Source organism: Psychroserpens sp. S379A (genome assembly GCF_049800755.1).
Classification (GTDB): domain Bacteria; phylum Bacteroidota; class Bacteroidia; order Flavobacteriales; family Flavobacteriaceae; genus Psychroserpens.
This window is the reverse complement of record NZ_JBNAFQ010000002.1, coordinates 226495-243931: the sequence shown is the minus strand read 5'-3', so window position 1 is coordinate 243931 and position 17437 is coordinate 226495. Positions and strand designations below refer to the sequence as shown.

Sequence of the window (17437 nt, the reverse complement as noted above, 5' to 3'; positions counted from 1 at the left end):
AGTCGTGTCATGCTATCGGAATGCCATTTATATCTTGTCAATACTAATTTTACATTATAACCTCTGTTTATTCAAGTTTTTTAATTCTGAAATAACAGTGTTTATAAGTGCTTTAAAGTTACATTATTAAGTAAGCCTGTTCAAGTGAAAAATGACTTTTTATTAGTAACTTCGCGTCAAAATTTAATAACTCATAAAATATAAACATATATGGAAGCAATAGCTACCGATTTCGGAATAAAAGAAGCGTTACAGCAACTTGGTGTTCAAGATGTTAATAATGGAACATCTACAGGATCTAATAATTTTTCAAATGGAGAACTTATAGAATCATATTCGCCTGTTGACGGACAATTAATTGGTAAAGTGAAAGCTACAACTAGAGAAGATTATGACAAAGTAATGGATGCTGCTACCAAAGCATTTAAATCTTGGAGAGATGTACCAGCACCACAACGAGGTGAAATTGTACGTCAGTTTGGAAACAAATTAAGAGATTTAAAAGAGCCTCTTGGTAAATTGGTCTCTTACGAAATGGGTAAATCGTTACAAGAAGGTTATGGTGAAGTTCAAGAAATGATCGACATCTGTGATTTTGCTGTTGGTTTGTCAAGACAGTTAAACGGACAAACGATTCCGTCTGAACGTCCAGGTCACGTGATGAGAGAACAATGGCATCCTATTGGAGTTGTTGGAATTATTTCAGCGTTTAATTTCCCAGTGGCTGTTTGGTCTTGGAATACAGCTTTAGCATGGATTTGTGGTGATGTTTGTGTATGGAAAGCTTCTGAAAAAGCACCTTTATGCTCTATCGCATGTCAAAATATTATAGCAGACATCTTAAAAGAAAACAACTTACCTGAAGGTATCTCTTGTATCATTAATGGTGATTATAAAGTAGGTGAATTTTTAACTACAGACTCAAGAATTCCTTTAGTTTCTGCAACAGGTTCTACTCGAATGGGACGAATTGTTGGTGCAACTGTAGCAGAACGTTTTGGAAAATCGTTATTAGAATTAGGTGGTAACAACGCGATTATTATTACGCCTACTGCAGATTTAAAAGTAGTGGTTCCTGGTGCTGTTTTTGGTGCTGTTGGAACTTGTGGACAACGTTGTACATCAACGAGACGTTTAATTATTCACGAATCGGTTTACGATAAAGTTCGCGATGCTATTGTTGGTGCTTATAAACAATTAACAATTGGTAATCCGTTAGATGAAACAAATCATATTGGTCCATTAATTGACCACGATGCTGTTAACACATACTTAGCTGCGATTGAGAAAGCAAAAGCTGAAGGTGGAAATGTATTAGTTGAAGGTGGTGTTTTAGAAGGCGAAGGTTACGAAAGTGGATGCTATGTAAAACCAGCGATTATTGAAGCCGAAAATGATTTTGAAATTGTACAACACGAAACCTTTGCTCCTATTTTATATTTAATGAAATATTCTGGAGATGTTGAAAATGCCATCGAAAAACAAAATGGAGTTGCTCAAGGCTTGTCTTCTGCAATTATGACGAACCAAATGAAAGAAGCCGAAAAATTCTTGTCTTATGCTGGTTCAGATTGTGGAATTGCTAACGTTAATATCGGAACTTCTGGTGCTGAAATTGGAGGCGCTTTTGGTGGAGAAAAAGAAACAGGAGGTGGACGTGAGTCTGGTTCTGATGCTTGGAAAGTGTATATGCGTCGTCAAACAAATACCATCAACTATTCTGATGAGCTACCTTTAGCGCAAGGCATTAAATTTGATTTGTAATACAGATTAAAACAAATAACTAATTAAAACCGTTTCAGTAATTGAAGCGGTTTTTTTTATGTAATTTATTTTGGAATCATTTTTGAAGTTTAATAATTAAACGCTCGCAAGTTTTTATAGTCATAGAAGTATGAAACAGCAAGAGATTCAGCATTTATATTGTAGAGCAGGCTTTGGAATTAAGCCTGAAGAACTTTATGCGATGTCTGGAAAAAGCAGACAGTTTATTGTAAATTCACTCTTTCAAAGGTCTGCTGAAACTTATGATTTAATTATTGACACATCTGATTTAGAAGGTTACACTGAACAGAACGTTATAAGAGATAAACGAAAACGTATCGGGTTTATTAAAGATAGCAAAGAAAAGCTCAAAGATTTTAATGTGTTATGGTTTGATAGAATGGTAAATTCTAATCAAATTTTAAGAGAAAAAATGACCTTGTTTTGGGCAAATCATTTTGTGTGTCGCGATGTTAATGTTTTTCATGTACAGCAGTATCATAATGTTTTACGACAACATGCTTTGGGTGATTTTGGCGATTTTGTTAAAGCTGTTTCAAAGGAAGCAGCAATGCTTAAATACTTGAATAATAAGCAAAATCGAAAACAAAAGCCAAATGAGAACTTTGCTAGAGAATTGATGGAATTATTCACTTTAGGAGAAGGCAATTATTCTGAAGAAGACATTCAAGAAAGTGCAAGAGCTTTTACAGGTTATAGCCATAATTTTCAAGGCGATTTTTTATTGAGAAAGCGTCAACATGATTATGGTTTTAAGACGTTTTTTGGTCATACAGGACGTTATGATGGTGATGATATTATTGATTTTATTTTAGAACAAAAACAATGCGCTCGTTTTATTTGCAGAAAAATATACAGCTACTTTGTAAATGATAAAATTGATGAAAACAAAGTTGAAGAGTTGACAAGTGTTTTTTATCAAGATTATGATATTGAAAACGTAATGCGACATGTATTTATGTCTGATTGGTTTTACAATGACCAAAATATAGGTTCAAAAATAAAATCACCTATAGAGTTTTTAGTTGGAATAACGAGAACAGTTCCTATTGCGTTTCATAACACTAAAGACATACTGAGATTTCAAAAGCTATTAGGTCAGGTTTTGTTAAATCCTCCAAATGTTGCAGGATGGAAAGGCGGAAAAAGTTGGATTGATAGCAATACCATTATGTTACGTTTAAAACTGCCTTCAATTTTGTTAGCCAATGCAGAAATATCAATTAAAGAAAAAGGAGAGTTTGAAGATAGTTTTGAAAACTATTATTCTAAAAAGAGAAAAAAAAGACTCGATTATGTAAGTGTAAATTGGGATGCTTTTGAAAAGCAATATGCAAATACCACTTTTGAAGAATTAAAACAACAGATTATAATTCCTAAATTAAGTGAAGGAACAAAACGATATTTAAAAACCTTAAATCAAAATTCTAAGCGAGATTTTTGTGTGCAACTTATGTCGTTACCAGAATATCAAATGTGTTAGTTATGGATAGAAGACATTTTTTAAAACAATCTACCTTAGCAAGTGGTTTATTTTTTGTGCCAAATTTTATAAAAGCATTTGAAAATTATGCAACTACAAAACTAGGCTATAAGCGTTTGGTAGTTATTCAACTTTCAGGAGGAAATGACGGTTTAAATACAATTATTCCGTTTAATAATGATAGTTATTACCGAAATAGACCTTCAATAGCTATTCCGAAGAAAGACATAATTAAGGCTACAGATGATTTAGGATTTCATTCTAGTTTGTCTTCGCTTAAAAATTTATACGATAAAGGTTATGTCACTATTATCAATAATGTTGGTTATCCAAATCCTAATCGTTCACATTTTAGGTCAACAGATATTTGGCAAACTGCAAGTGATTCTAATCAATATTTACAAACAGGATGGATTGGTCGTTATTTAGATAATTATGGTAAAAAACCTTACAATGTTATAGAAATTGACGATAGTTTATCATTAGCTTTAAAAGGAAAACAGACTAATGGAATAGCCACTAAGAATCCTAAAGTATTATTTAGAACCTCTCAAGATCCTTATTTTAAAAATGTATTAAACTATTACCAAGACGACCATTTAAGTGAACATAATTTAGGGTACTTATATAAAACGATGATTGCCGCAGAATCTTCAGCAGCATATATTTTTGAAAAACATCAAACGTCCAGTAATTCTAAAACCTACCCAAATAATGCCTTCGGAAACCAATTAAAAACAATGGCAAGACTTATTAATTCTGGGACTGATACAAAAGTGTTCTATTCGTCACTTGGAGGTTTTGATACACATGCAAGTCAATTAAACACTCAATCTAGATTACTTAAAATTTATGCCGAAAGTATTGAAGTATTTGTAGATGATTTAAAACAACAAGGCACATTTAGTGATACGCTTATTCTTACGTTTTCCGAATTTGGAAGACGAGTGAAACAAAATGCAGCTAATGGTACAGATCATGGAGCTGCAAACAATGTGTTTCTCATTGGAAATCGATTAAAAACACCTGGTTTTTATAACGACTTGGTAAGTTTATCAGACTTAGATGATAATGGAGATCTTAAATACACTGTAGATTTTAGATCGATTTATGCTACTGTTTTAGATAAATGGTTAGGAGTTGAGGATCAAAAAATCTTAAATAAGAGCTTTTCAAAATTAGACTTTATTTAAGTTTAAAAAAACAAAAACCTCGTTTCTGCGTTTCGGAAAATCCGATTGAAACAAGGTGTTTGTAATTGATTAATAGCACTTCAAACATCGGAAAAAATAGAATTGTATTTGAAAAAAAACTACGAGTGGTAAAAAAAACTGTATGAATGGTATGTATTCGTTTTGTTATAGAATAAAAAGAAGTTTTCTTACAGTAATTTAAACGAATGAAGAGGTCTATAAAAAACAAAAACCTTATTTCTCATTCGATAACTCGACTTTGAAATAAGGCTATATGTAATTGATTAATAGCACTTCAAAAATCGTAAAATCCCAAAAGCATTTGTAATAAATACTACCATTAGCCTAAAAAATAGATAAACGGTAATTAGAGTTAAATTTATCCGATTAACTGTATTTCACTTTCCGTAAAATTCGAAGAGCTTCTTGATAAGATTGATAAATAGAGCTGTATTGTTTTTTTAAATAAGGTTTTGCTTCATTAAGCTTATCTATAGCTTCATGAAAAGCATTGAGATAACAAATAAGGTACGTTGCTGGCAAGTTTGTTAAATCAATTAGCTCATTTTTATTGAGTGCTAGTCCTTTTTTTAGTTTTTCCAGCAAAGCATTATTTGAATTATAGATGTGATGTAAGACTTTTTTATCAAATTGAGGAGGTTCAAATAAAAGTGTTGTGTCAATGGTATAATGTGCATTATCTTCAAAACGAATAATGGTTTCTTCTAATTCATAATATTTAAACGAATTTTGAAGCCCTAAACTCACATACTCTAAAATTCTAAACGAATTGTCATCATAGCTTATGGCAACTTCATCAAGGGTTGAATAAAACAAACGTACTTGCTCGTTTATTAACTCGATATCTACTCTAGAATAATAGGTGTTATTTTTAACCAATTTTTTTTGTCCAGACCAACATAACACAAAATACTCTTTAAACACTTTGTATTGCGGATTGTAGTCTTGCCTTTTATTAAGAAAATCGAAAACACCATCAAGTGTATATTGAATGTTGTTTTGCGCATGAGATTCTATTTGAGCAACAATTGTTGAGTTTACATCTTTAATTTCAATATCAAATACTTTGGGCATGCTTATGCTTCCATCTCTAAAAAATACAGAGCCACCATAATATTTCCAGATGTTTTTTCGAAGCGAAGTAATATCTGCATTTGGTCTAATTGTAACTAATCCGACAACTTTGTTATCTGGCAAGTGCGGAAATGGAATGTTTTCGTACTGCACAATTGGAGGATTTGTTAAATAGGCATTAATGAGGTTTTGAATCTTACTATCATCAAAAAATTTAACACCAATAATTTTATTGTCTTCATCATCTACACCTATAACGATGTAAGAATTGTTTTTAGGATTGCTATTAGAAAGCGCGCAAATATGTTTTAAAAATTTTGCTTTGCCTTCTTTGTGAGAGAAATCAACTTTTCGCTTTTTGTCATAAAAACTGTTCTCATCATTATGAGCTAGTAAGTTTTTAATTAAAAGGCGTTTGTTAATCAAGAGTTATTATATATTAATTATTGTTATTATTTATTCAAATTTAGAACCTTTTCGATCAGATTTTTTGAGATAATTTATGAACTTTGATAATTGTTCAATAAGATTTTTCGCTTTTTTATTAAGCAGTTTATAGGTTTCTTCTGAAATATGATTTCTGTTTTTTATTCTTAACAACTGAGCTTTAGACTCGCAACAAGAACCTCTTGAGAAGCTTAAAAACATAATAAATTCTTTATTTCCACCTCTTCCAAAACCTTCAGCAATATTATCCATAATAGAACCCGAAGAACCATTAATTTGTTCTCTTAGTTTATAATCTTTTTGTAACGAAGTATTTACAATAATATGCCAAATATCATCACAAAATACAGAAGCATTTTTATAAACTTCTAAATCTTCGAATGAATTATAATGTGCCATATAATTGAAATAAAAAATAATTAATAACAATACATAATTTCAACACCAGTTAAAAATTAAGATTTTTTCACTAGTGTTGAACTTGCTTGCGCAGTACAGAACATCAAAACATCTGCAATGTTTACATGAGCTGGACGAGAAATTGCGAAATAAATCACTTCGGCAACGTCTTCGGCTTGTAAAGCTTTGTAGCCTTTATAAACATTATCTGCAATAGCATCTCCTTTAAATCGAACTTGAGAAAATTCGGTTTCAACTAATCCTGGATTTATAGCAGAAACTTTTATTCCAAACGGGTTTAAATCAATTCGCATACCTTCAGTAATGGCTAAAACGGCATGTTTGCTGCCACAGTACACATTGCCTTTTGGATAGACTTCTTTTCCTGCCGAAGAACCAATATTTATAATATGACCAGATTGTCTTTCGGTCATTTGCGGAATAATAGCTTTACTTACATACAACAAGCCTTTTACATTAATATCCATCATCGCATCCCAATCGTCCAAATCTCCAGTTTGTATTGGATCTAAACCATGTGCATTTCCTGCGTTATTAATTAAAATATCGATAGTTTTAAAATCTTTTGGCAATGAGGCAATAGCTTGAAGTGTTGCATCTTTATCTCTAACGTCAAAGTTAAGTGTATGCACTTCTGTTTGTTTGCTCAATGCTTTTTGAATCGTGTCTAATCGTTCTTGACGTCTGCCACATAAAATTAATTTGATGCCATGTTTAGCAAATTCGTGAGCTGTTGCTCTACCAATTCCGCTTGTGGCTCCTGTAATTAAAGCTGTTTTATTCATTTGTTTGTTTTTATGGCACTTTATGTCCTTGTGCTGCTACTAATATTTTAAACCAATCTTCAAGTGTTAAATCAATTTGTTCAGCATTTTTTGCATCTGTAATTCTTTTCAGATTTGTTGTTCCTATGACTGGATGAATGTTCGCAGGATGCTTTAAAATCCATGCAAGTAATAATTGATCTTCGGTTGCATTGTATTTATCTAATAATGTTCCAAGTTGCTTATGAATTCGTCTCGTTTGCTCATTATCTTCTTTAAAAACCGAACCCAAAGGCGACCAAGCCATAGATGTTATGTTTTTTAATAACATATAATCTAATAAACCATTATGCATTGCAGTATGTTGTGTGAGTGAAAATTCTATTTGATTTACAGCAATATCAGTTGTACTCGAAATTAATTCAACTTGAGAAGGTGTAAAATTTGAAACACCAAAGTCTTTAATCTTTCCTTGTTGTTTTAATATAGTAATGGCTTCAGAAACCTCATCAGGATGCATTAACGGACTAGGACGATGCAGGAGAAATAGGTCTAAATAATCGGTTTGTAAATGTTTTAAAGAAGTTTCAGCAGACCAAATTATGTAGTCTTTACTATAATCGTAATGCTTTACAGTATTGGCTCTATTATCACTTAAATATTGAATGCCACATTTTGAAATCAATTGAATATCGTCTCGGTTGATACCACTTTTAGAAAATGCTTTTCCAAAGTCTGCTTCAGTTGTATAACCACCATAAATATCGGCATGATCAAATGTTGTAATAGAGTTTTTAAGACAATGATGCATGAGCGAAATCATGTCTTTTGTTGCAAGTTGTTTTCCCCAACTTCCCCAAGTCATGGTACCTGCAATTAATCGAGAATATGTCACTTTTTTTTCAGTTTATATGGGTTTTTTTGCAATTCATGTATAAAAATACTCAAATCCTAGGTAATAAGGTATTATTGTTTTGTAATTATTAATCAATCCAAATCATGCTATTTTCTTTCAACACAAAAACCTTATTAGTCAGTATATTTGCTTTAGTATTACTTACAAGTTGCAGCAAAGAAGAAGAGTCTGATTATATAGAAAACAGTTTAGTTAATGTTAACCTAGTTGGCACACAAACCCAATTAAATCGATTTAACTTAGAAATTTTAGAAGTTCAACTTAAAGTTTTAGAAGACGAAACTAATCCAAATGCTTGGTTAAGTTTAAATACAATAAATAAAGGTGTTCACGATTTAACAAACTTTAACGACAATCATGCGATTACTTTAGTTGATTTTGAACAAGTACCAGCAGATTTCATTTATAATATTAAACTGGTATTAGGAGATCGCAATACTGTTGTTAAGAATAATGTTGAGTATAATATTGATTTGGTTTCTGAATATGGTAATGCTTCAGTAAATGTGGTTGAAAAACAATTAGTTGAAAACAAACTCTATGAATTTACCATTGAATTAGATATTGATGAGTCTATTCATTTTACTTCTGAAAATCAAGCAAATCTTGATCCAAAAACGAACACTTTAATGCGACTATATAATCTGTTTTAACAGTTTAAAAACCTTACATATTTCAAGAGCAGTGCGATTAGTACTGCTCTTTATTTTTTAACCAATTCTTAACAGCATCCGAAGAAAAATTTTAACAATTTGCGATACTAAATAATTTAGAGACAATTATTTTAATTAAAATATATAAATAATGGAAGAAACAGGTACAATCGACATTAAGTCGATCAATGAGAAAATTGAAAAAGAAAGTGCTTTTGTTGATTTACTAATCATGGAGATGAACAAAGTTATTGTTGGTCAGAAGCACATGGTAGAACGATTACTTATTGGACTGTTAGGACAAGGGCATATTTTATTAGAAGGTGTTCCTGGTTTAGCAAAAACCTTAGCTATTAATACTTTATCACAAGCTGTTGATGGGAGTTTTAGTAGAATACAATTTACTCCAGATTTGCTTCCTGCTGATGTTGTGGGAACGCTTATTTATAATATAAAGGAGAATGATTTCTCAATTAAAAAAGGACCTATTTTTGCCAATTTTGTTTTAGCAGATGAAATTAACAGAGCGCCTGCAAAAGTGCAATCAGCTTTGTTAGAAGCCATGCAAGAAAAGCAAGTGACTATTGGTGATGAAACGTTTATTTTAGACAAGCCATTTTTGGTAATGGCAACTCAAAACCCAGTAGAGCAAGAAGGAACATATCCTTTACCTGAAGCTCAAGTCGATCGTTTTATGCTTAAAACAGTAATTGATTATCCAAAGCAGGATGAAGAGCAACTCATTATGAGAGCCAATCTTAAACAATCATGGGATAAAGTCAATCCAGTAGTGTCTATTTCTCAAATTTTAAATGCTCAAAAAGCAGTGCGAGAAGTCTATATGGACGAAAAAATTGAAAAATATATTCTCGATATCATTTTTGCTACACGTTATCCTGAAAAATATAGACTAGCCGATTTAAAACCATTAATTTCTTTTGGAGCGTCTCCTCGTGGAAGCATCAACTTAGCGACAGCAGCAAAGTGTTATGCATTTATCAAGCGTCGTGGTTATGTAATTCCTGAAGATGTAAGAGCAGTTGTTCATGATGTGCTTCGTCATAGAATTGGAATTACTTATGAAGCTGAAGCTGAAAATGTCACTTCAGAAGACATCATCAATAAAATTGTTAACGAAATCGAAGTACCATAGTAGATGCTAAAGCATCAGTAAAAAGTATAAAGTAATTGTGATACTAACTGCTTTGTACTAACTACGTAATACTAATGAGCGAAAGCGAATATAAATGGATACTAAGGAATTACTAAAGAAAGTTCGAAAAATTGAGATTAAGACAAGACGATTGTCTGATCATATTTTTGGAGGCGAATACCACTCAACCTTCAAAGGTCGTGGCATGACTTTTTCTGAAGTAAGACAGTATCAATTTGGAGATGATGTACGAAATATCGATTGGAACGTAACTGCACGTTACAACGAACCTTATGTAAAAGTTTTTGAAGAAGAACGTGAACTCACCATGATGCTTATGGTTGATATTTCAGGTTCAAAATTATTTGGAACTGTCGATCAATTCAAAAATGAAATTACAACCGAAATTGCTGCTACGTTAGCATTTTCAGCAACACAAAACAATGATAAAATAGGATTGATTTTATTTTCAGATGAGATAGAGCTTTTCATTCCACCAAAAAAAGGACGTTCGCATGTGTTGCGAATTATTCGTGAACTTATTGAGTTTAAACCCAAAAGTAAACACACTAATATTTCTGAAGCTTTAAAGTTTTTATCTAATGTGATGAAGAAAAAAGCTATTGTGTTTGTGTTGAGTGATTTTATAGCAGACGATTATAAACAAACCCTAAAAATTGCAGCAGGAAAGCACGACATCACAGGAATACGAATTTATGATAAGCACGAAGAGAGCATTCCAAATTTAGGAATGGTTCAAATGCAAGATGAAGAAAGCGGAGAATTAGTTTTGGTAAATACGAGTTCAAAAAAAGTGAGACGAAATTACAGTTCGTATTACCATGATAAAGTCAATTATTATAAAGATACATTTACAAAATCTGGAGCAGGAACTATAGATTGTCGTGCTGATGAAAGTTATGTAAAGAAGCTATTAGGTTATTTTAAAAGAAGATAAATTTAAGTAATAAGTAATAAGTGATAAGTCAAAGATTAATATATCTGATGAATTTTAAAGCGAATAAGATGTCGCTCTTTTTTGCTTGTGCCTTATGCCTTATTTCTATGACCTTAAACGCACAAGTCACATCTTCTATTGATTCTACTAAAATCAAAATTGGTCAGCAAATTACATTTAAAATTGAAGTTGAAGCTGATACTACAGATTTGGTTGTGTTTCCAGAAGGGCAAACCTTTTCGCCTTTAGAAATGATAGAGTCGTATAAAGTTGATACGACCAAAAAAGATTCAAAATATAGATTAATTAAACAATACGGATTAACACAATTCGATTCTGGTGCATATACCATTCCGAGACAAAAAATCACAATTGGTACAAAAGCATTTTATACAGATTCACTGCGTGTTGAAGTCAATAATATTAAGGTAGACACAACAAAGCAAGGACTTTACGATATTAAACCCTTTATTGAAGTTAAAAAACATACAAAGTCGCCATGGCTAACAATATTATGTGTTTTACTCGCCATAGCCTTAGTAGCCTTTGTATTGTATTGGTTTATTTGGCGAAAAAAACCTTTAACTGAGGAAGCTAAAATTGCATTGCTTCCGCCTTATGACAGAGCTAAATTAGCTTTAAAACAATTAGACGAAAGCACTTACCTTGAAAATGCTGAACTTAAAGATTACTATTCAGAGTTAACTTTTATTATCAGAAAATATCTCGATGAAAAAGTCTATGACAAAGCATTAGAAAGTACAACTGATGAATTAATCTTAAGATTAAACCTTTTAAACGATGCCAATCAAATTGAGCTTAGTAAAACAGATATTGTAAATCTTGAAACCATATTAAAACGTGCTGATTTAGTGAAATTTGCTAAATCTGCTCCAGATATTGAATTGGCTAAGTTAGACCGAAATACTATCGATATTGAAATCGATCACGTTAAAGAAGCCTTACCTGAACCTACTGAAGAAGAAAAGTTGCTTAATCAACAATACAAAGAAGAACAAGAACGCAAAAAGAAACGCAAAAAAATCATTTTGACAGTCGCGATTTCTGTATTTCTAATGATAGCTACTTTTGTTGGTTTCGGACTTAAATACGGATTTGCTTACGTTAAAGACACGCTTATTGGTCATGAAAGCAAAGAATTACTAGAAGGCGATTGGGTGAGAAGTGAATATGGTGTTCCACCAGTAACAATAAGCACACCAAAGGTTTTAAAACGAGAAATAGTTGAATTACCTGAAGAATACAAAGATAAAATAACGAACACGACATTTCGATATATTTCACTTAACTCTGGTATCGATATTCAAGTTAGTACAACTAAATTTAACTACTCTGAAGAAGAGAAAAAGCAATTGGCTTCCGATGAGGCAAAAGCAAATGAGCTACTAGCTGCTTCAGAAAAATTTATAGAACAATTAGAGTCTAAAGGCGCTAAAGATATTATAGTTAAGAGAGAGCAATTTATTACACCAAATGCAGCAGAAGGCTTAAAAACATTTGGTACAATGAGCCTTGAAATTGAAGGCGATATTAAACCAGCGAAGTATAGTATTATTTTGTTTAAAGCCGAAAATGTAAGACAACAAATTATTTTGCAATGGCAAGCAGATGATGATTATGCAAATCAAATGATTGATCGCGTTTTGAACTCGATAGAACTTAAAAAAGCAGAAGAAGAGTAATGTTAGAAGGTATTGAGTTTTTAAATAAGGAAATGTTTTGGTTGTTTTTATTACTACCATTAGCAATTGTATGGTTTATATTTACTCATAAAAAGGAAACACCCGAACTTAAAATGTCGAGCGTTAAAGGATTTAAAATAGGAAATTCATGGTTGCCTAATTTAAAGCCACTATTATTTATGCTACGACTTTTGGCTTTAGCGTTTTTAATCACAGCATTGGCGAGACCAAGAACGGTTGATGTGTCTTCAAAAACAAAAACCACTAGAGGTATCGATATTGTAATGGCAATCGATGTGTCTGCAAGTATGCTCGCTAAAGATTTATTACCAAACCGATTAGAAGCCTTAAAAAAAGTTGCTGCTGAATTTATTCAAGGTAGACCTAATGACAGAATCGGTCTTGTAGAGTATGCTGGAGAGAGTTACACAAAAACACCAATTACAAGTGATAAAGCTATTGTATTGCGCTCGCTTAGAGATATTAAATACAATACTATTATTGAAGGCGGAACAGCTATTGGAATGGGATTGGCAACCTCTGTAAACCGATTAAAAGATAGCAAAGCCAAAAGCAAAGTGATTATTCTTTTAACAGATGGTGTAAACAATTCAGGATTTATCGATCCTAAAATCGCAAGTGAGCTCGCAGTCGAATACGGAATTAAAACCTATACCATTGGTCTTGGAACTAACGGAATGGCATTGTCTCCAATTGCAATTAAACCAAACGGATCGTTTCAATACGGAAGAGTACAAGTAGAAATCGACGAAGAACTTTTAAAAGAAATCGCTGAGGTTACAGGAGGAAAATATTTTAGAGCAACCAACAATAAAAAGCTCAAAGAAATATATGCTGAGATTAATAAATTAGAAAAAACAGAAGTAGAAGAATTTAAATTCTATAATTATGAAGAAAAATACAGACCATTAGTGATTTTGGCTGGATTACTCATATTGCTAGAATTATTGTTACGATATACACTATTTAGAAGTTTTGTTTAGAGACTAAAAAAATGTATCAATTAGAAGAAAAAATATGGTTTTGGGTGTTAATGGTAATTCCAGTAATTATCGTATTGTTCGCGCTACTTCAAATCTGGAAACATAGAGCACAAAAACGTTTTGCTAATAAAGCACTTTTAAAACGATTAAGTCCAAATCAGTCGTTATTTAAATCTGTTTTAAAGTTAATCACATTGTGTTTAGCATTTGCATGTTTATCAATAGCTTTAGTAAACCCAAAAATTGGAACTAAGCTAGAAACAGTTAAACGTGAAGGTGTTGATATTGTGTTTGCAGTAGATGTGTCTAAAAGTATGCTGGCAGAAGACATTGCACCAAACCGATTAGAAAAGTCAAAACAATTGGTCACTCAAATCATCAATAACTTGGCTAGTGATCGTGTGGGAATTATAGCTTACGCTGGAAAAGCCTTTCCACAGTTACCAATTACTACAGATTATGCATCTGCAAAAATGTTTCTTAAAAACATGAATACAGATATGTTGTCTTCACAAGGTACAGCTATTAGTGAAGCTATCGAACTTGCGAAAACCTATTTTGATGATGAAGAGCAAACTAATAGAGTGCTAATCATTATTTCTGATGGTGAAGACCACACAGATGCAGCTTCAGTTGTAGCTGAAGAAGCTAATAATGAAGGAATTCGAATTTTTACAATTGGTGTTGGTGATGTCAAAGGAGGACCAATTCCAATTAAGAGGAATGGAATTATTTTAAATTATAAGAAAGATAATAATGGCGAAACGGTTATTACTCGCTTAAATGAAGATACACTTAAAGATATTGCAGAGGAAGCCAATGGTTCATACATCAACGGAAGCAATACGATTGAAGTTGTCGATGCTATTAGAGATATCTTAAATAAGATGGATAAAACAGAATTTGAAGCCAAAGAGTTTGCCGATTTTAAAGATCAATTTCAATGGTTTCTTGCCTTTGCTATCTTTTTCTTATTTATAGATGTGTTCTTTTTAGAACGAAAAACAGGATGGCTAAAACGTTTAAACCTTTTTAACGAGAATTTTTAACCTTTAAAATAGTATTAAAATATTTTATAAAATCTTTAACTATAACACGTCTTACAGTTTTTTATATTGCTGTTTGCATACCATGAAAGTCAATACATTAACATATCATCTAGGAGCTATATTAGCGCATAAAACGAAACAACTTTTAGTGTTTTGTTTGGTTTTAATGTCTGCCCTGTCTTTTGCTCAAGATAAAGACAAGGAGAAAGCATTACAGCTTCAAAAGGCAAATAATTATGTTTATGAAGGCAATACACTTATAGAAGGTGACGATTTTGTTTCGGCCGAAATGGAATATAGAAAAGCCATTTCAGAACAACCAACTACAATTGCTGGAACCTACAACTTAGGAAACTCTTATTATCAAAAAGGACAATTTGATGAAGCCTTGTATCGTCATACACAAGCTGCTGAAAATGCATCGTCTAAAGCCGAAAAACATAAAGCTTACCACAATATTGGTAATATCTTAATGCAAAATAAAATGTGTAAAGAAGCGGTTGAAGCTTTTAAAAATGCATTGAGAAATGATCCTTCAGATGACGAAACACGTTATAATTTTGCCATTGCTAAAGAGTGTGCAGAGCAACAGCAGGATAATCAAGACGAAAACGATAAACAAGAGCAAGAAGAAGAGAAAGAAGGAGACGACGAAGAAAAAGATAAAGGCGAAAACGAAGAGAAGGAAGACGAGAACGATAAAAAAGACGAAAACAACGAAGATAAAAAGGAAGGTGACGATCAAAAAGATGATCAAGGTAAGCCAAAAGACGAGAACAATAAAAAAGATCAAAAAGAAGGAGATAACAAAGACCAACAAGGGAAACCACAACCCAAGCAAGGACAATTATCTCCGCAACAAATAAAAAACTTATTAGAAGCAATGAATAATCAAGAACAAAAAGTTCAAGATAAAATCAATGCAGAAAAACAAAAAGGTGTAAAAATAAAAACCGAAAAAGACTGGTAAATCTATTCGTGTTTTTATCAATATGATGTTATGCTGAGCATGGTCTAAACATCTAATAAAAAGAAATGAAGTTTATAAAACACATATCAATTTTAGTTCTTGTACTTATGACAAGTATCGCTTCAGCACAAATTACGTTTGAAGCTAAAGTCAGTAAGAAAAAACTAGGTATCAACGAACGTTTACGTATTGATTTTGAAATGAATAAAGATGGCGATAATTTTACGCCTCCAAATTTCAACGGATTTACAGTTGTTGGTGGACCAAACACCTCTGTGAGTCAGTCTTGGTTAAACGGCAAACGTTCTTATAAAAAAACCTACAGCTATTTCCTTGCTCCTAAAAAAAGAGGACAACTTAAAATTACACAAGCGACCATAGAAATTGATGGTGAAGTTTATAAAACACAAGTGATCGCTGTAAATGTTACTGCAGCTGTTAAACGACCAAACGATCCTGATAATGCCGAAAATGTGGCTTCAGAAAACATTCACTTAGTGGCTGAAGTTTCTAACGCAAATCCGTATTTAAATGAAGCTATAACAGTAGTTTATAAACTGTATGTTTCTCAAAGCACAGGTGTAAGTAATTGGCGAGAAATAGATAATCCTAGATACAATGATTTTTGGAGTCAAAACATAGATATTAAAGGGTTAAAAATTCAAAATGGCAGTTATAAAGGTGATGAAAATTACAGATATGTCATCTTACGAAAAACAGTTTTATATCCTCAAAAAACAGGCAAACTAGAAATAGAGCCTTTAAGCTTAGATGTTACTGTTGAAGTGCCAACCAATCGTCGTGATATTTTTGGAGGTCGATTAATGACTCAAGTCAATAAACGTGTGTCTGCAGGAAGCAGAACCATAAATGTAAAATCATTACCTCAAGAAGGAAAACCTGAAGGCTTTTCTGGAGCAGTTGGCGATTTTAAATTTAATGTGATTACCTCTAAATCTGAATTAAATGCTTCCGAATCTTTACAAGCCAGAGTTGAGGTAACAGGTAAAGGAAACTTAAAACTTTTTGAACTGCCAAAACTAAAGTTGCCTAATTCGCTAGAGGTTTATGAACCAGAGCACAATGAAAATATAAAAACCAATCTTTCTGGTATGACAGGAGCCATTTCAGATAGTTATACTATTGTTCCTCAATACAAGGGCAAATATCCTATACCTAGCATTTCATTTTCATATTTCGATCCTAAAGCTGAAACTTACAAAACAGTCTCCTCTGGAGAAATCGTAATTAATGTACTTGAAGGACCATTAAATACTACAAATTCTGATAACAATATAGCGTCTACTAATAACGGAAAACAAAGTGTGGTGTTGAGTGGAGATCAATTTGCTTTTGTAAAAACAGATGCCAATTTAGAACCAATTGACTCAAGCCATTTCTTTAAAAGTACTGCGTTTTGGACATCATTATTAGTGCCTTTTTTAGCCATTCCTTTAGCATTGGTATATCGAAAGAAAAAAGAAGCACGCAATGCAGATGTCTTCGGAAATAAAATCAGAAAAGCAGATAGATTAGCAAAGCGCTATTTGAGTGAAGCAAAAAAATCTTTAGGTCAAAAAGAAGCCTTTTATATTGCTTTAGAAAAAGCCTTACATAATTATTTAAAGGCAAAGCTACATATTGAAACCAGTGAATTTAGTAAAGAAAAAATACAAACTTTACTTGGTGAACGAAGTGTTAATGCTGATGCTATACAAGAGTTTGTAAGCATTCTTGAACATTGTGAATTGGCAAGATACACACCAATTACTAATGTAGAAATGAAGCAAGATTATGAAAAAGCAGCTTCAACAATAACCATTATTGATAAAGAGTTAAGATAA

The 17437-nt window shown here is 32.2% G+C and carries 15 protein-coding genes; 11 read left to right on the top strand and 4 right to left on the bottom strand.

The genetic code is table 11. From position 1 onward, the window contains the following. Positions 1-210 precede the first annotated feature (210 nt). The 3 genes from ACP15M_RS05865 (at position 211) to ACP15M_RS05855 (ending at position 4461) form a co-directional block, all read left to right on the top strand. A complete protein-coding gene (locus ACP15M_RS05865; protein ID WP_425076254.1) occupies positions 211-1764 on the top strand; it encodes an aldehyde dehydrogenase family protein in 1554 nt (517 codons plus the stop codon). A gap of 130 nt (positions 1765-1894) precedes the next feature. After that, on the top strand, positions 1895-3268 hold the full coding sequence (locus ACP15M_RS05860) for a DUF1800 domain-containing protein (protein ID WP_425076253.1): 1374 nt from the start codon (positions 1895-1897) through the stop codon (positions 3266-3268). Positions 3269-3270: 2 nt separating this feature from the next. After that, a complete protein-coding gene (locus ACP15M_RS05855; protein ID WP_425076252.1) occupies positions 3271-4461 on the top strand; it encodes a DUF1501 domain-containing protein in 1191 nt (396 codons plus the stop codon). Between the two features lie 387 nt (positions 4462-4848). On the opposite strand, the gene ACP15M_RS05850 is transcribed toward ACP15M_RS05855, so the two are convergent. The 4 genes from ACP15M_RS05850 to ACP15M_RS05835 are packed head-to-tail and all read right to left on the bottom strand — an operon-like array spanning position 4849 to position 8082. Then, positions 4849-5982, bottom strand: coding sequence for an ATP-binding protein (locus tag ACP15M_RS05850; protein WP_425076251.1), 1134 nt, complete (start codon positions 5980-5982; stop codon positions 4849-4851). A gap of 30 nt (positions 5983-6012) precedes the next feature. Next, positions 6013-6402 (bottom strand): four helix bundle protein, encoded by a 390-nt coding sequence (locus tag ACP15M_RS05845; protein WP_425076250.1) that lies wholly within the window; start codon positions 6400-6402, stop codon positions 6013-6015. A gap of 56 nt (positions 6403-6458) precedes the next feature. Next, complete coding sequence (locus tag ACP15M_RS05840) at positions 6459-7208, bottom strand: SDR family NAD(P)-dependent oxidoreductase (protein ID WP_425076249.1); 750 nt, start codon at positions 7206-7208, stop codon at positions 6459-6461. Between the two features lie 10 nt (positions 7209-7218). Continuing rightward, positions 7219-8082: an aldo/keto reductase gene (locus ACP15M_RS05835; RefSeq protein ID WP_425076248.1), complete on the bottom strand. Its 864-nt coding sequence runs from the start codon at positions 8080-8082 to the stop codon at positions 7219-7221. A gap of 104 nt (positions 8083-8186) precedes the next feature. On the opposite strand from ACP15M_RS05835, the gene ACP15M_RS05830 reads away from it, so the two are divergent. From ACP15M_RS05830 to ACP15M_RS05795, 8 genes are all read left to right on the top strand, one after another. Then, the gene (locus ACP15M_RS05830) at positions 8187-8756 is read left to right on the top strand and encodes a DUF4382 domain-containing protein (protein ID WP_425076247.1); all 570 of its coding nucleotides are present in this window, start codon (positions 8187-8189) and stop codon (positions 8754-8756) included. Positions 8757-8907: 151 nt separating this feature from the next. Next, positions 8908-9909, top strand: coding sequence for an AAA family ATPase (locus ACP15M_RS05825; protein ID WP_425076246.1), 1002 nt, complete (start codon positions 8908-8910; stop codon positions 9907-9909). Positions 9910-10003: 94 nt separating this feature from the next. Further along, positions 10004-10867 carry a DUF58 domain-containing protein gene (locus tag ACP15M_RS05820; RefSeq protein ID WP_425076245.1) on the top strand — a complete coding sequence of 288 codons (864 nt, stop codon included), beginning with the start codon at positions 10004-10006 and terminating at the stop codon, positions 10865-10867. Between the two features lie 68 nt (positions 10868-10935). Then, positions 10936-12570, top strand: a complete 1635-nt coding sequence (locus ACP15M_RS05815; protein ID WP_425076244.1) for a hypothetical protein — start codon at positions 10936-10938, stop codon at positions 12568-12570. Continuing rightward, complete coding sequence (locus ACP15M_RS05810; RefSeq protein ID WP_425076243.1) at positions 12570-13574, top strand: vWA domain-containing protein; 1005 nt, start codon at positions 12570-12572, stop codon at positions 13572-13574. Before ACP15M_RS05815 ends, ACP15M_RS05810 begins: the two co-directional genes overlap by 1 nt. An 11-nt stretch (positions 13575-13585) precedes the next feature. After that, complete coding sequence (locus ACP15M_RS05805; protein ID WP_425076242.1) at positions 13586-14623, top strand: vWA domain-containing protein; 1038 nt, start codon at positions 13586-13588, stop codon at positions 14621-14623. Between the two features lie 82 nt (positions 14624-14705). Further along, on the top strand, positions 14706-15593 hold the full coding sequence (locus ACP15M_RS05800; protein WP_425076241.1) for a tetratricopeptide repeat protein: 888 nt from the start codon (positions 14706-14708) through the stop codon (positions 15591-15593). Between the two features lie 65 nt (positions 15594-15658). After that, positions 15659-17437, top strand: a complete 1779-nt coding sequence (locus ACP15M_RS05795) for a BatD family protein (RefSeq protein WP_425076240.1) — start codon at positions 15659-15661, stop codon at positions 17435-17437.

What these genes read in the sequence shown, in the direction of transcription:
- ACP15M_RS05865 (WP_425076254.1), top strand. Translation starts at nt 211, where the DNA reads ATGGAAGCAATAGCTACCGATTTCGGAATAAAAGAAGCGTTACAGCAA.
- ACP15M_RS05860 (WP_425076253.1), top strand. Translation starts at nt 1,895, where the DNA reads ATGAAACAGCAAGAGATTCAGCATTTATATTGTAGAGCAGGCTTTGGA.
- ACP15M_RS05855 (WP_425076252.1), top strand. Translation starts at nt 3,271, where the DNA reads ATGGATAGAAGACATTTTTTAAAACAATCTACCTTAGCAAGTGGTTTA.
- ACP15M_RS05845 (WP_425076250.1), bottom strand. Translation starts at nt 6,402, where the DNA reads ATGGCACATTATAATTCATTCGAAGATTTAGAAGTTTATAAAAATGCT.
- ACP15M_RS05840 (WP_425076249.1), bottom strand. Translation starts at nt 7,208, where the DNA reads ATGAATAAAACAGCTTTAATTACAGGAGCCACAAGCGGAATTGGTAGA.
- ACP15M_RS05830 (WP_425076247.1), top strand. Translation starts at nt 8,187, where the DNA reads ATGCTATTTTCTTTCAACACAAAAACCTTATTAGTCAGTATATTTGCT.
- ACP15M_RS05825 (WP_425076246.1), top strand. Translation starts at nt 8,908, where the DNA reads ATGGAAGAAACAGGTACAATCGACATTAAGTCGATCAATGAGAAAATT.
- ACP15M_RS05820 (WP_425076245.1), top strand. Translation starts at nt 10,004, where the DNA reads ATGGATACTAAGGAATTACTAAAGAAAGTTCGAAAAATTGAGATTAAG.
- ACP15M_RS05815 (WP_425076244.1), top strand. Translation starts at nt 10,936, where the DNA reads ATGTCGCTCTTTTTTGCTTGTGCCTTATGCCTTATTTCTATGACCTTA.
- ACP15M_RS05810 (WP_425076243.1), top strand. Translation starts at nt 12,570, where the DNA reads ATGTTAGAAGGTATTGAGTTTTTAAATAAGGAAATGTTTTGGTTGTTT.
- ACP15M_RS05805 (WP_425076242.1), top strand. Translation starts at nt 13,586, where the DNA reads ATGTATCAATTAGAAGAAAAAATATGGTTTTGGGTGTTAATGGTAATT.
- ACP15M_RS05800 (WP_425076241.1), top strand. Translation starts at nt 14,706, where the DNA reads ATGAAAGTCAATACATTAACATATCATCTAGGAGCTATATTAGCGCAT.
- ACP15M_RS05795 (WP_425076240.1), top strand. Translation starts at nt 15,659, where the DNA reads ATGAAGTTTATAAAACACATATCAATTTTAGTTCTTGTACTTATGACA.